Consider the following 13,388-nt stretch of genomic DNA (forward strand, 5'->3'; position numbering starts at 1 on the left):
TCTCCTTCAGGCCCCGCCGCTCAAACGCCCGTACCCGTGCCCCGTCCCTGCGTCTCGCGCAGGCGGCCCGCGATCACCGCCGCCTGGACGCGGCGGCCCACGCCCAGCTTGCCCAGGATCGCCGAGACGCGGTTCTTCACCGTCTTCTCGGCGAGGTAGAGGCGGTCGGCGATCTGACGGTTGGTGAGGCCCAGGCCGATGAGGTCCAGGATCTCCAGTTCGCGCGGGGAGAGCCGGTCGAGGTCGCCGGGGGCGGTCGGGGCCGGGTCGGGTTCGGGCTCGCGGATCCGGGCCATCACGCGGCTGGTCATCCGGGGGTCGAGCAGCGAGCGGCCGGTGGCGACCGTGCGGACGGCGGTGATCAGGTCGGAGCCGCCGATCTGCTTGAGGACGTAGCCCGCGGCACCCGCCATGATCGCGTCGAAGAGCGCCTCGTCGTCGTCGAACGAGGTCAGCATCAGACAGGCGAGGTCCGGCAGCTCGGCGCGCAGCTCGCGGCACACCTCGACGCCCTCGTGGTCGCCGCCGGTGGCGTTGCCGAGGCGTACGTCGAGCACGGCGACGTCCGGGCGGACGGCGGGCACCCGGGCGAGGGCCTCGCGGGCGTTGGCCGCCTCGCCGACCACGACGATGTCGGGCTCGGCCTCCAGCAGGTCGCGGACGCCCCGGCGGACCACCTCGTGGTCGTCGAGCAGGAACACCCGCACGGGCGCGGCGGGCCCGGCGGGACTGCCGGTCGGGTGGGAGGGACGGTGGTTCACCGAGGTCTCCTGAGCAAGGGCGGAGCGGGGGCCGGGCCGGGCCGATCGGCCGGCCGCACCCGGGACGACCGCCAGTATGGCAAGGAGTGCCTCGGGTCCTTCGGCCCCGGTCCCCCCGGGCCGAACGGCCCTGTCCGTACCTTCCGGGCACATGGTCGACTCTCTACGCGACCTGGGGTGCCCGCTCCGCCGTGACCCGACCGTCCCTCGGGGCCGGGGCCGGCACCCCTGGGGCGCACCACATCCCTCGCTGGACACCACCGCGAACCGACCGCGAGCCCACCGACCGCGAGCCCGAGGCAGGCACCGTGCACGACGAAGCAGTCCGCGACCGAACCGGCGCCGAGGACACCCGCCCCGGGCGCCGTACGGTCGAGCTGGACGGTGCCGAGGCGCTGCAGCTCCTCTCGACGGTGCCGCTCGGGCGGATCGTGTTCACCCGGCGCGCGCTGCCGGCCGTCCGCCCCGTCAACCACCTGGTGGACGCCGGCGACATCGTGCTGCGCACCCATGAGGGCGCGGCGCTGACCACGCATGCGCGGGAGGCGGGGTCGGACGGCGTGGTCGTGGCGTACGAGGCGGATCAGATCGATCTGGTGACACGGCTCGGCTGGAGCGTCGTCGTCACGGGCTACTGCCTCCCGGTGACCGACCCCGCGGAGGCGGACCGGTACAGGGCCCTGCTGCATCCCTGGACGGACCAGCGCAACGACGAGGTGCTGCGGATCCGGCCCGATCTGGTGACCGGGATCCGTCTGGTTCCCGCCGTCCGGCCCGCCACCCCGAAGACCGCCTGACCGCCTGGCCGCCTGGCCGCCGGCCGCGCGACCGACCGGCCGCCGGCCGCGCACCGCGGCACGGGACCGCACCCGGCCCGCGCATCGCGCCCGGCCCGCGCGCCCCGGCCCGTACTCCCCCGGCCTCCCCGCTCCCGCACGCCGTCTCACCCGGCTCCGACCTGCGCGGACGCCCGTGGCACTCTGGTTCTCGCGCGTCAGGAACGCGTCAAGGACGAGCCGGGGTGCGGGGAGTGGACATGTCGGAGCGGCCGACGGGCGGGGAACCCGAGGCGTACGCGGGGTACGACGTCTATCTGGAGGGGTACGCGGAGATCCTCAGCGGGATCTGCGCCACCGGCCGGCGGGCGAGCCGCGAGGAGCTGGCGGCGCTGCGGGCCCGCGGGGAGCGGGCCGCGGACGCGGGTCTCGGGCTGCGTTCGCTCGTACGGGCGCATCTCGCCGCCGCCCGCGCGGTCCTGACGGATCTGCCGAGGGCGGAGCACGACCGGCTGCTCGCGGCGGTCGAGCAGGCGGTGGACGCGTTCGCGGAGGGGCACGAGCGGGCACAGCGTCTGGCGGTCCGTCAGGAGGAGGCCGCCCGGCGGGAGTTCATCGACGACCTGCTGTACGGGCGGAGTGATCTGGGCCGCCTCGCCGAGCGCGCCGAACGGTTCGGGCTGCTGCTCTCGCACACGTACGCGGTGGCCGTGGCGCAGGGCCCGGAGCCGTACGCCGACGGCTATCCGGTCTCCCGGGCCGTCGAGTCCTCGCTGCTCGCCCGGTTCGGTTCCCGGCGGATCCTGCTGACCACCAAGGACGGGCGGCTGATCTGTGTCGCGCCCACCGACCAGCCCGATGTGCTCACCTTCTTCGCCAAGCAGGCGTACGCGTCGATGGACGGCGGCGGCCGGGTGGCGATCGGGCGCCCGCACTCCGGTGTCGGCGGCGTCGTCCACTCGTACGAGGAAGCACTGAACGCCCTCGACATCGCCGACCGGATGCGTCTCGGCGGGCCGGTCCTGTACGCCGCCGATCTGCTGGTCTACCCGGTCCTGGCGCGCGACCGGCAGGCGATGGCCGACCTGGTGCGCAGTGTCCTCGGGCCGCTGGGGCAGGCCCGCGGCGGCGCCCGGCCGCTCCTGGAGACGCTGACCGAGTACTTCGACGCGGGCTGCGTCACGACGGAGGCGGCCCGGCGCCTCTCCCTGAGCGTGCGCGCCGTGACGTACCGGCTCGACCGGATCCACCGGCTGACGGGGTCCGATCCGGCCGATCCGGCGCAGCGCTACACGCTGCAGACCGCGGTGATCGGGGCGCGGTTGTTCGGCTGGCCGGATCACGCGCTCTGAGCACGGCGTCACCGGCGCCGGACGGGCGGCCCGCTCAGCGGTCGGACCCGGCGGCCGGTTCCGCGGGCTGCGGGTGCCGGGCGAACCAGCGGGCGAGGGGTTCCGCGGTCGCGCCGTGCAGGATCACGCTGAGCAGCACGGTCGCGGCGGTCACGTTGACGACGAAGTCGGCTTCGTCGCTCGGTAGTTGGAGGTAGGCGAGGACGGCGAAGACGATCGAGGTGACGCCGCGTGGACCGAGCCAGCCGATGGCCACGCGTTCGGGCCTGGTGAAGTCGGAGCGGGCGAGCGAGGCGACCACGGGCACGAAGCGGGCCACGATGAGCACGAGGACGGCGTACGCGAGGAGCTGGGGGACGTGCCCGCCGTTGAAGGCCTGGGTGGTGAGGGCTCCGAAGGCATACCAGACGGACAGGGCCAGGAGATGACCGATGTCCTCGACGAGGACGAGCGATTCACCGCCGACGACGAGCACGGTGTTCGCGTACCACAGGCCCGCGACGAAGGCGGCGACGAAGCCGTTGCCGTCGATGAGGACGGAGGCCGAATAGGCGAGGAAGGGCAGGGCAAGGGCCGCGAAGCGGAGGTTGGCGGTCTTGGCCCAGTGGTGCTCGAAGGACCAGCGCACGGCCACCGAGGCCAGGTAGCCGAGGACGCTGCCGACGATCGTCGCGAACACCACTCCCTTGAGGGCGTTGAGGACGAGGTCGGCGAAGGTGTCGCCCTCGGCGGAGACGATGTTGGCGACGCAGAAGACGAAGAGCGGCGAGATCAGTCCGTCGTTGAAGCCGCCCTCGATGTTGAGGGCGGCCCGCACCCGCAGCGGTACGCGCGTGTCGCGCAGGAACATCAGGACCGGGGCGAGGTCCATCGGCATGACGACGAGCGCGGCGACGGCGAGCAGCCACCAGCCGGTGCCGGGGAAGACGAGGGCGCCGGCGAGGACGGCGAGGACCAGCGAGGCGGGCAGCGCTATCCCGAGCAGCCGCCCCATGCCCACCGAGCCGCGCAGCCGGGGCGCGTAGTCGCGGGCCTCGGTGGCGTCCGTGAACAGCATGACCGCGAGGACGAGTTCGAGGCCCCGCTGGAAGGTGTGGGTGTCCATGTCGATCGCGACGACCGGATCGTCGCCGCCGCTGAGGAGCATGCCGGCGACGGCGAAGGTGATCGGCGCGGTGATGCTCCAGCGCGCCAGACGGTCCGACACCAGGACCCACAGGAACAGCAGGGACAGCAGGACGAGCAGTGCAATCACGGTGACTCGCAGAGCAGGGACGGATACGGCATTTCCTGACAGAAGACATATCCTCGCAGGCGGCCGGGCGGGTACGGGGTGGGACACCCGGGTACGCGGCACGACCGGCCCGGGTCGGGCAGGGTGGCGTCCTCGCCGGCCCGGCGGCCCGCCCGTCGCCGGCGATCCGACGGGGATTCGATGGGGCATGGTGCCACTCGGTGCCAGGTCACCCACCCCGTGGCACCATTCGACGCCACATGGCGCCATAGACACTTGCCATGGCGCCACTTTGGCGCCATGATGGACCCATGGACCTGACCCCCTACGTCGATCACCTCCGGCACGAGCTCGCGGTCGCCGCCGAGGCGGGCGGGGAGGACGCCCGCGCGCTGGCCGAGCGGCTCACCACCCCCTTGGAGTCGGCCGTACGTCTGACCCTGCTGAACGCGCTGTCCGCGGCCTCGGACGAGATCACCCGCGAGCTGGCACCCGGTTCGGTGGACGTGCGGCTGCGGGGGGTCGACCCCGAGTTCGTGGTGATGGCGCCGCCCACGCCCGAGACGACCGGCCCCGTCACCACGGAGATGGCGCCACCGATGGCACCGGTGGCACCGCCCGTGGCGCCATCGGCGCCCGCCCTGGCGGCGGACGGCGACGACGGCGGCACGGCCCGCATCAACTTCCGCCTCCCCGCCCACCTCAAGGCCCGTGTCGAGGACGCGGCCGGTCAGGAGGGCCTGTCCGTCAACGCCTGGCTCGTACGGGCGGTGGCCGCCGCCCTGGATCCGGGCGCCGCGCCCCGGCAGGCCGGCCCGCAGGCGGTCACCCCCCGGTCCCCTCGCCAGGGCCAGACCTACCAGGGCTGGGCCCGCTAGACGGGCTCCGCCGGGCAGGCCCCCGACACCGGTCCCGGCCGACCCGGCTCGGCCCGTACCCGTACCCGTACATCACCACCCCTCCCACCTGCGCATTCACCCTTCACAGTCACGAGGACGGCACAGCCATGCCCACGTACGAGACTCCCGAGCCCATCACCGCGATCCTCGAGTTCGACATCGCCCACGTCCGGCTGGCCGCGGGCAAGCGCATGAACACCGTCGTCGAGGTGGAGCCCAGCAACCCCGACGACGAGAACGACAACCGGGCGGCACAGCAGACGAAGGTCACGTACGCCAACGGCACCCTGACCCTCAAGGGCCCCCGGAAGCGCTCGGTGTTCGGCAGGGTCGGCTCGGTCGACATCACCATCGAACTGCCGGCGGGCTCGCAGCTCCAGGCCCACAGCTCCATGGGCGACTTCCACTGCCAGGGACCGCTCGGCGAGTCCCGGGTCAGGTCCGGGCTCGGCGACATCCTGCTCGACGAGACGGGCCCGGCCGTGCTGCGCACGGACCACGGCGACGTACGCGTGGACCGTGCGACGGGCGACGCCGACATCAACGGCCAGGGCCGGATCGACCTCGGCGAGATCGCCGGCGCGCTGACCCTCAAGAACGGCATCGGCGACACCACGATCGGCACCGTCACCGGCGAGCTGCGCGCGAAGGTCTCCATGGGCCGCGTAACGGTCGGTGCCGCCGAGTCCTCGGTCGACATCCGCACCTCCCAGGGCTCCATCCAGGTCAACGAGGTGGCCCGCGGCAAGGTCGAACTGCGCACGTCGCTCGGCAGCGTCGAGGTCGGCGTCCGCGAGTCCACCGCGGCCTGGCTCGACGTCACCGCCAAGGTCGGCGTCGTCCGCAACTCCCTCGGCGCCGCCGAAGGCCCCGGCGACGCCGCCGAGACGGTCGAGGTGCACGCCAGCACCGGCGCCGGCGACATCGTGATCCGCCGCGCCTGAGGAGGGTCCGGGCGACCCTGGCGCCGTCGGACCAGGCGTCGTCCGGTCTGAGCGCCGGCGGTCCTGACCGTCACCGGGCCGGCCGCCCGGCCGCCCGAGAGCCGGCCCCGCACCGTCCGCCCCTCCCGCCCTCCGGCCCTCCGGCCTGACCACCGCCCGCCCGGGCGGCCCAGGCACCGCCGGGCGCGCCTTCGGCGTGCCTCCGAAACCTCATGTGCCATGTCACATCACACAGGCCTCTCTGGAGCCCTCATGACCCTCACGTCCACCGCCCCCGGCACCACCGCCGCACCGGCGATCGCCGCCCAGGGGCTACGCAAGTCCTACGGCGAGAAGCTCGTCCTCGACGGCATCGACCTGACCATCCCGGAGGGCTCGGTCTTCGCCCTGCTCGGCCCCAACGGGGCCGGGAAGACGACGACCGTGGAGATCCTCTCCACCCTGATCGCCCCCGACGGCGGCACGGCCCGGATCGCCGACCATGACCTGATCGAGCGCCCCGACGGGGTGCGGGGCGCGATCGGCGTCACCGGTCAGTTCGCGGCCGTCGACGGCCTGCTCACCGCCGAGGAGAACCTGCTCCTGATGGCCGCGCTGCGGCACATCCCCCGGCCCGAGGCCCGGCGCCGGAGTGCCGGGCTCCTGGAGCGGCTCGACCTGACCGAGGCCGCCCGCAAGCCCGTGGCGACGCTGTCCGGCGGCATGCGGCGCAAGCTCGATCTGGCGATGACGCTGGTCGGCGACCCGCGGATCATCTTCCTCGACGAGCCGACCACCGGCCTCGACCCGCGCAGCCGCCGCGTCCTCTGGGAGATCATCCGCGGACTCGTCGACGGCGAGGGCGTGACGGTCTTCCTCACCACGCAGTACCTGGAGGAGGCGGACCGGCTCGCCGACCGCATCGCGGTCCTCGACCGCGGCCGGATCGTCGCCGAGGGCACCGCCGACGAGCTCAAGCGCCTCATCCCCGGCGGCCACATCCGGCTCCGGTTCGCCGAACCGGCCGCGCTCGACCGGGCCGCCCACCACTTCGGCGCCGGCGCGCGCGACGCCGAGGAACTCACCCTGCGCATCCCCAGCGACGGCGGCATCCCGACGCTGCGGGCCGTGCTCGACGTCCTCGACGCCGCCGGGATCCAGCCCGAGTCGCTGACGATGCACACCCCCGACCTCGACGACGTCTTCCTCACCCTGACCGGCACCGGCACCCCCGACACCTCCGTGGAGATGACCCGATGAGCACCCTCGGCTACGCCGTCAGCGACTCGCTGACCATGCTGCAGCGCAACCTCAAGCACGCCCTGCGCTACCCGGCGATGACCGTCTCCGTCGTCCTCATGCCGGTGATGATGCTGCTGCTGTTCAACTACGCCTTCGGCGGCGCCATCGGCGCGGGCATCGCGGGCGCGCCCACCGGTGGCGGGAAGTACATCGACTACGTCGCCCCCGGCATCATCCTCATGACCGCGACGGCGGGCGCCGTGGCCACGGCGGTCGGCGTGTGCGTCGACATGACCGAGGGCATCGTCAACCGCTTCCGTACGATGTCGATCTCGCGGGCCGCGTTCCTCACCGGGCATGTCGTCGGCACCGTCCTGCAGACGCTGGTCGCCATCGCCCTGGTCATCGGCGTCGCGCTCGCCATCGGCTTCCGTCCCGACGCCACCCTCGTCGAATGGCTCGCCGCGGCCGGACTGCTGACCCTGCTCACGCTCGCGCTCACCTGGCTCTCGGCCGGCATCGGCCTCGTCGCCAAGACCCCGGAGTCGGCGAGCAACACGCCGCTGCCGCTGACCTTCCTGCCCTTCCTCGGCAGCGCGATCGTGCCGACCGACTCCATGCCGACCGGGCTGCGCTGGTTCGCCGAGTACCAGCCCTTCACGCCGGCCATCGAGACCCTGCGCGGGCTGCTGATGGGCACCGCGATCGGCGACAGCGGCTGGATCGCCCTCGCCTGGTGCGCCGGCCTGACCCTCGTCGGCTATCTGTGGGCGCGGTCCGCCTTCGGCCGTACGGCGAAGCGCTGACCGCACCGCGCGACAGAGGGCCAGGACGAAGGCGGTCAGCTCACCGCCCGCTTCACCAGCGCCGTGATCCGCTCCTCGACCTCCGGCGTCACCTCGGTGAGGGCGTAGGCGGCGGCCCACATCGGGCCGTCGTCCAGGCGCGCCTGGTCGCTGAAGCCGAGCGTCGCGTACCGGGCCTTGAACTTCTCCGCGCTCTGGAAGAAGCACACGACCTTGCCTGCCTCGTCGGCGTACGCGGGCATCCCGTACCACAGCTTGGGCGCGAGACCGGGGGCCGCGGCGGTGACGACGGCGTGGACACGCTCGGCCATGGCCCGGTCCGAGTCGCCCATCTCGGCGATCTTCGCGAGCACGTCCTGCGCCGCGAGCGCCGCCTTCTCCGCCTTCGAGCCGCGCCGCGTCGCGGCCGCCTTCGTCTCGCGGGCGTGGTCCTTCATGGCCGCGCGCTCCTCGGCGCTGAAGCCCTCGTACCCGGTCGTCTCGGTGCCGGCCATCATCGTTCCCCTGTCGGTCGTCGTGAGCGTCGCGTCCGCGGTGGCGCGATCGCCATGACCACAGTCTTCCGAGCGGGACCACGGACCGCATCCGTGCTCACCACGGAACGGACCACGGACGGCTCCCTCGCGGCACGTCAGAGCGCCGCGACGATGTCCTCCACCCGCTCCTTCGCGTCGCCGAAGAGCATCGCCGTGTTCTCGCGGAAGAACAGCGGGTTCTGCACGCCCGCGTACCCGGACGCCATCGAGCGCTTGAACACGATCACCCGGTCGGCGTGCCACACGGTGAGCACCGGCATGCCGGCGAGCGGGCTCGACGGGTCCTCCGCCCCGGCCGGGTTGACGGTGTCGTTCGCGCCGATGACCAGGACGACGTCCGTGTCGGCGAAGTCCTCGTTGATCTCGTCCATTTCGAGGACGATGTCGTAGGGCACCTTGGCCTCGGCGAGCAGCACGTTCATGTGGCCCGGCAGCCGCCCGGCGACGGGATGGATGCCGAACCGTACGTCGACGCCCTTGGCGCGCAGCTTCTCGGCGAGTTCCGCGACCGGGTACTGGGCCTGGGCGACGGCCATGCCGTACCCGGGGGTGATGATCACGGACCGTGCGGATTCGAGGAGTTCGGCGACGCCCTCGGCGGTGATCTCCTGGTGTTCGCCGTAGTCGACGTCCGCGCCCGTGGGGGCCTCGATGCCGAAGCCGCCGGCGATGACGGAGAGGAAGGAGCGGTTCATCGCCTTGCACATGAGGTAGCTGAGGTACGCACCGGAGGAGCCGACCAGGGCGCCGGTGACGATCAGCAGGTCGTTGCCGAGGAGGAAGCCGGAGGCGGCCGCGGCCCAGCCGGAGTAGCTGTTCAGCATCGACACGACGACCGGCATGTCACCGCCGCCGATGGAGGCGACGAGGTGCCAGCCGAGGGCGAGGGCGAGCGCGGTCACGGCGGTGAGCAGCCACAGCTCCGGAGTGATGACGAACCACACCGTCAGGGCGAGGAACGCGCCGACCGCGCCGAGGTTGAGGGCGTTCTTGCCGGGGAGCATCAGCGGCCGGGAGGCGATCCTCGCCGAGAGCTTGAGATTCGCGACGATCGAGCCGGTGAAGGTGACCGCGCCGATGAAGACACCGATGAAGACCTCGGCGTGGTGGATGTCCAGGGTGCCGAGCGCGACCAGGTCGGCGGCCTCGACGCCGGCGGGCCGGTCCTCGACGGTCAGGAAGCCGTTCCAGCCGACGAGGACGGCGGCGAGGCCGACGAACGAGTGCAGCAGCGCGATGAGTTCGGGCATGGCCGTCATCTCGACACCGCGGGCGCGCCACAGTCCGGCGAGCGCGCCGAGCACCATGGCGAGGGCCATCAGACCGGCACCGGCGCCGCTGATGTCGCCGTCGGCGGCGAGCACGATCGTCGCGACGAGCGCGACGCCCATGCCGAGCATGCCGAAGGCGTTGCCGAGCCGGGCCGACTCGTGCCGGGAGAGTCCGGCGAGGGCCAGGATGAAGAGCAGCGCGGCGACGAGGTAGGCCGACTGGGCGGCGAGGGTCGCGGACATCTCAGCTCCTCCTGAACATGCCGAGCATGCGGCGGGTCACCGCGAAGCCGCCGAAGACGTTGATGCCGGCCAGCAGGATCGCCACGGTCGAAAGCACCGTGACCGCCGTGTTGCCGTGGCCGATCTGCAGCAGGGCGCCGACCACGATGATCCCGGAGATCGCGTTCGTCACCGACATGAGCGGGGTGTGCAGGGCGTGGTGGACGTGCCCGATCACGTAATAGCCGATGACGATCGCGAGGACGAAGACCGTGACGTGCGGCAGCAGTGCCGCGGGCGCGAATCCGGCGGCGAGGAAGAGCGCGAGTGCGCCGAGGGCGACCGCGCCGAAGCGGCGGGCGGGCGACGGGGGTCGCTTCACCGGGGACACCGGTGGTTCGGCGGTGGTCGTGGGCGCGGGGGCGGCGGAGACCTGGACCGGCGGGGGCGGCCAGGCCGGCTCCCCGTCCCGTACGACGGTGACGGAGCGCAGTACGGGGTCGTCCCAGTCGAGGACCGGCTGGCCGTCCTTGCCGGGGGTCAGCAGCTTGAGCAGGTTCACCAGGTTGGTGCCGTACAGCTGGGAGGCCTGGGCCGGCAGCCGGCCCGCCAGGTCGGTGTAGCCGAGGATGGTGACGCCGTTCTCGGTGACGGTCTTCTCGCCCTTCACGGTGCCGACCACGTTGCCGCCGTTGGCGGCGGCCATGTCGACGATGACCGAACCCGGCCGCATCCCGGCCACCATCTCCGCCGTGATCAGGGTCGGCGCGGGGCGGCCGGGGATCAGCGCGGTGGTGATGACGATGTCGGCCTCGCGGGTCTGCGCGGTGTAGAGCTCGACCTCGCGCGCCTTGTAGTCGTCGCCCATCTCCTTGGCGTAACCGGTCTTCGAGACCTCGACCTCCGGGGACTCGATCGGCAGGTACTCGCCGCCCAGCGACCGCACCTGTTCGGCGACCTCGGGGCGCGGGTCGGTCGCCCGTACGATCGCGCCGAGCGAGCCGGCGGTGCCGATGGCCGCCAGACCGGCGACGCCCGCGCCCGCGACGAGCACCTTCGCCGGCGGCACCTTGCCGGCCGCCGTCATCTGGCCGGTGAAGAAGCGCCCGAACTCGTGCGCCGCCTCGACCACCGCCCGGTAGCCGGCGATGTTCGCCATCGACGAGAGCACGTCCATGGACTGGGCGCGGCTGATCCGCGGCACGGCGTCCATCGAGAGCACCGTGAACGGGCGCCGCGCGAGCTCTCCGGCCACCGCCGGCTCGGCCCCCGGCGCGAACAGCGCGATGACCGTGGCGCCCTCCCCGACCCGGTCGAGCTGCGCCGGGCTGGGCGCGTTGACCCCGAGCACCACGTCCGCGGCCGTCGCCTCCCCGATCCGGGCCCCGGCGGCCTCGTAGGCACGGTCGGCGAACCCCGCGGCGACACCCGCGCCGGGCTCGACGACGACGTCGTACCCCAGCTTGCGGATCGGCTCGACGGTGGCGGGCGTGGCCGCCACGCGTTTCTCGCCCGCCCGCGCTTCCTTGAGGACCCCGACAATCACGAATGCTCTCCGTTCGCCGTCGCTGGCGTCTCCGCCATCCCTGCGGTGCCTGCTGTGCCGGTCGTGCCTGGCGTACCGGGCGTGCCAGCCGTGCCTGGCGTGCCGGCCGTCACCGGCCTGCTGTCCCCCACTGGACCAGAAGTGCCCCCGCGACGACCGCCCGACACGGGCACCGGAAGATCCACTCCTTGGCCGGTCCGGTACCGCGCGCAGAGGGACGTTCAGGCGTTCAGGTCACCCGTCCTCCGGTGCCCGCATGCCCCGGGCGCGCGCGGCCTTCGTCGCCGCGTCGGATCCGAGGAGGTCCAGGACTTCGCGGGCTCGGGTCGGGTGGGTGGAGGACGTGAGGACGCCCGCGCTGAAGAGCGAGCTGATCGCGGTGTCGCCCGGCAGGGGGCCGGCGACGAGGACCCCCGGCAGGTCCATCAGCTCGCTGTGCTGCTGGAAGGCCAGGTCGGCCCGGCCGGAGGACAGCAGGGTGCCGGCGGGCACGCCGGGTGGCGCCTGGAGGAGGCGGGGTCCTATCAGGTCGGTGAGATCGAGCCGGTCGATCAGCTCGACGAGCGCCGTCCCGCTCGGGCCCGTGGAGTAGGCGATCTTCTTCGCGGACAGGAGAGCGGCTCGCAGGTCGGAGGCCGAGCCGAGCGCCGGGACCGGCGTTCCCTCCGGCACGGCGGCGACGACCTGGGAGATCCACAGCGGCCGCACCGTGCCTGCGAGCAGGTGCCCCTCCTTCTCAAGGGCGGCCATCGCTCCGCCGGCGAGCACCAGCAGGTCGGCCGTCACGCCCTCGCGTACGCGCCGTGCGATCTCGACCCCACCGGCGGCCTCGAAACGCACCGGGATTCCGTGGGTGAGCCGGATGTGCTCGGAGAGTTCGGCCAGGATCGGCCGGGTCGCCATCGAGGACAGACCGGAGATCTCTCGGTTCAACAGGGCCTCCAAGGTGTGCGGCAGGTGACAGGGCCGGCGGCCGGGCCGGCGACAGGACAGGTGATGCGGCGGGCAGTCGGGGCTGCTCAGGACCGGTCTGCGAGACTGGCCGCGTGAACCCGACCCAGCTCTCGGCGGCAGGAAAAGTCCTCAAGGTCCTCTCGGCGTTCGACCGTGAGCACCCCGCGCAGACGCTGTCGGAGGTCGCTCAGCGTACGGGTCTCGCGCTGAGCACGACACACAGGGTGGTGACGGAGCTCGCGGGCTGGGGTGTGCTCGAACGGGGCGAGGACGGGGCGTGGCATGTCGGGCTGAGGCTCTGGGAGATCGCCTCGGGATGTCCTCGTACCCAGATTCTGCGGGATGTAGCGCTGCCCTTCATGCAGGACCTCTACGAGGTGACCCACGAGAACATCCAGCTCGCGGTCCGCGAGGGCACCGAGCTCGTGTTCGTCGAACGGATCGCGGGGCACCGGTCGGTGGAGCTGCTGACCGCGGTGGGGACCCGTTTTCCGATCGCCTCCACCGGGATGGGCCGGGTGCTCCTCGCGCACGCGCCGCACGACATCCAAGAGGAGGTGCTCGACTCGCCGCTGCGGGCCTGGACCCCGCACACCGTCGTCGACCCGAAGGCACTGCGCACCCAACTCGACCGTATCCGCCGCGAACAGGTCTTCGTCAGCGACCGGCAGCTCTCGGAGAGCACGGTCGCCGTGGCCGCGCCGGTGCGGATCGGCCGGACCGGACCGGTCAGCGCCGCTCTCGGGATCGTGATCACGGCGCGAGGCGCGGGCCACGCACGCACGTTGCGGGATCCGCTCCTGAGGGCCGCGCACGGAATCTCCGACGAGCTCGGACGGCGTACGCGCACGACCGCCTGACATCCG

Annotated in this window: 13 protein-coding genes; 7 read left to right on the forward strand and 6 right to left on the reverse strand. The window is 72.7% G+C overall.

Annotation, left to right across the window (positions count from 1 at the left end; genetic code table 11):
• Window positions 1-20: 20 nt before the first annotated feature.
• Window positions 21-761 (reverse strand): response regulator transcription factor, encoded by a 741-nt coding sequence (locus AB0C73_RS06655; RefSeq protein WP_362525386.1) that lies wholly within the window; start codon window positions 759-761, stop codon window positions 21-23.
• Between the two features lie 308 nt (window positions 762-1,069).
• On the opposite strand from AB0C73_RS06655, the gene AB0C73_RS06660 reads away from it, so the two are divergent.
• Entirely contained in the window at window positions 1,070-1,558 is a 489-nt protein-coding gene (locus AB0C73_RS06660) for a pyridoxamine 5'-phosphate oxidase family protein (RefSeq protein WP_362525610.1), read from the forward strand.
• A 239-nt stretch (window positions 1,559-1,797) separates the two neighbouring features.
• Window positions 1,798-2,889, forward strand: a complete 1,092-nt coding sequence (locus AB0C73_RS06665; protein ID WP_362525388.1) for a helix-turn-helix domain-containing protein — start codon at window positions 1,798-1,800, stop codon at window positions 2,887-2,889.
• A gap of 34 nt (window positions 2,890-2,923) precedes the next feature.
• On the opposite strand, the gene AB0C73_RS06670 is transcribed toward AB0C73_RS06665, so the two are convergent.
• On the reverse strand, window positions 2,924-4,144 hold the full coding sequence (locus AB0C73_RS06670; protein ID WP_362525390.1) for a cation:proton antiporter: 1,221 nt from the start codon (window positions 4,142-4,144) through the stop codon (window positions 2,924-2,926).
• A 290-nt stretch (window positions 4,145-4,434) separates the two neighbouring features.
• On the opposite strand from AB0C73_RS06670, the gene AB0C73_RS06675 reads away from it, so the two are divergent.
• From AB0C73_RS06675 to AB0C73_RS06690, 4 genes are all read left to right on the forward strand, one after another.
• Window positions 4,435-5,001, forward strand: coding sequence for a hypothetical protein (locus tag AB0C73_RS06675; protein ID WP_362525393.1), 567 nt, complete (start codon window positions 4,435-4,437; stop codon window positions 4,999-5,001).
• A gap of 128 nt (window positions 5,002-5,129) precedes the next feature.
• Window positions 5,130-5,966, forward strand: a complete 837-nt coding sequence (locus tag AB0C73_RS06680; RefSeq protein ID WP_362525394.1) for a DUF4097 family beta strand repeat-containing protein — start codon at window positions 5,130-5,132, stop codon at window positions 5,964-5,966.
• A gap of 252 nt (window positions 5,967-6,218) precedes the next feature.
• Window positions 6,219-7,205, forward strand: coding sequence for an ATP-binding cassette domain-containing protein (locus AB0C73_RS06685; RefSeq protein ID WP_362525396.1), 987 nt, complete (start codon window positions 6,219-6,221; stop codon window positions 7,203-7,205).
• Complete coding sequence (locus AB0C73_RS06690; protein WP_362525398.1) at window positions 7,202-7,993, forward strand: ABC transporter permease; 792 nt, start codon at window positions 7,202-7,204, stop codon at window positions 7,991-7,993. The genes AB0C73_RS06685 and AB0C73_RS06690 overlap by 4 nt, the downstream gene beginning before the upstream one ends.
• A gap of 35 nt (window positions 7,994-8,028) precedes the next feature.
• On the opposite strand, the gene AB0C73_RS06695 is transcribed toward AB0C73_RS06690, so the two are convergent.
• From AB0C73_RS06695 to AB0C73_RS06710, 4 genes are all read right to left on the reverse strand, one after another.
• Window positions 8,029-8,487 carry a DUF1801 domain-containing protein gene (locus AB0C73_RS06695; protein WP_362525400.1) on the reverse strand — a complete coding sequence of 153 codons (459 nt, stop codon included), beginning with the start codon at window positions 8,485-8,487 and terminating at the stop codon, window positions 8,029-8,031.
• A gap of 137 nt (window positions 8,488-8,624) precedes the next feature.
• Window positions 8,625-10,043, reverse strand: coding sequence for a Re/Si-specific NAD(P)(+) transhydrogenase subunit beta (gene pntB, locus AB0C73_RS06700; protein ID WP_362525402.1), 1,419 nt, complete (start codon window positions 10,041-10,043; stop codon window positions 8,625-8,627).
• Between the two features lies 1 nt (window position 10,044).
• Window positions 10,045-11,568, reverse strand: coding sequence for a Re/Si-specific NAD(P)(+) transhydrogenase subunit alpha (locus AB0C73_RS06705; RefSeq protein ID WP_362525404.1), 1,524 nt, complete (start codon window positions 11,566-11,568; stop codon window positions 10,045-10,047).
• Window positions 11,569-11,802: 234 nt separating this feature from the next.
• The gene (locus tag AB0C73_RS06710) at window positions 11,803-12,501 is read right to left on the reverse strand and encodes a substrate-binding domain-containing protein (RefSeq protein ID WP_362525406.1); all 699 of its coding nucleotides are present in this window, start codon (window positions 12,499-12,501) and stop codon (window positions 11,803-11,805) included.
• 113 nt (window positions 12,502-12,614) lie between these two features.
• Between AB0C73_RS06710 and AB0C73_RS06715 the strand changes: the two genes are divergently transcribed.
• Window positions 12,615-13,382: an IclR family transcriptional regulator gene (locus AB0C73_RS06715; protein WP_362525408.1), complete on the forward strand. Its 768-nt coding sequence runs from the start codon at window positions 12,615-12,617 to the stop codon at window positions 13,380-13,382.
• Window positions 13,383-13,388: the final 6 nt, after the last annotated feature.

Origin of the sequence: Streptomyces sp. NPDC048623, assembly GCF_040650755.1 — a bacterium.
Taxonomy (GTDB): domain Bacteria; phylum Actinomycetota; class Actinomycetes; order Streptomycetales; family Streptomycetaceae; genus Streptomyces.

Excerpts from the sequence above, each read along its gene's own strand:
- AB0C73_RS06665 (WP_362525388.1), top strand. The coding sequence starts at position 1,798 with ATGTCGGAGCGGCCGACGGGCGGGGAACCCGAGGCGTACGCGGGGTAC.
- AB0C73_RS06690 (WP_362525398.1), top strand. The coding sequence starts at position 7,202 with ATGAGCACCCTCGGCTACGCCGTCAGCGACTCGCTGACCATGCTGCAG.
- AB0C73_RS06680 (WP_362525394.1), top strand. The coding sequence starts at position 5,130 with ATGCCCACGTACGAGACTCCCGAGCCCATCACCGCGATCCTCGAGTTC.
- AB0C73_RS06675 (WP_362525393.1), top strand. The coding sequence starts at position 4,435 with ATGGACCTGACCCCCTACGTCGATCACCTCCGGCACGAGCTCGCGGTC.
- AB0C73_RS06695 (WP_362525400.1), bottom strand. The coding sequence starts at position 8,487 with ATGGCCGGCACCGAGACGACCGGGTACGAGGGCTTCAGCGCCGAGGAG.
- pntB (WP_362525402.1), bottom strand. The coding sequence starts at position 10,043 with ATGTCCGCGACCCTCGCCGCCCAGTCGGCCTACCTCGTCGCCGCGCTG.
- AB0C73_RS06685 (WP_362525396.1), top strand. The coding sequence starts at position 6,219 with ATGACCCTCACGTCCACCGCCCCCGGCACCACCGCCGCACCGGCGATC.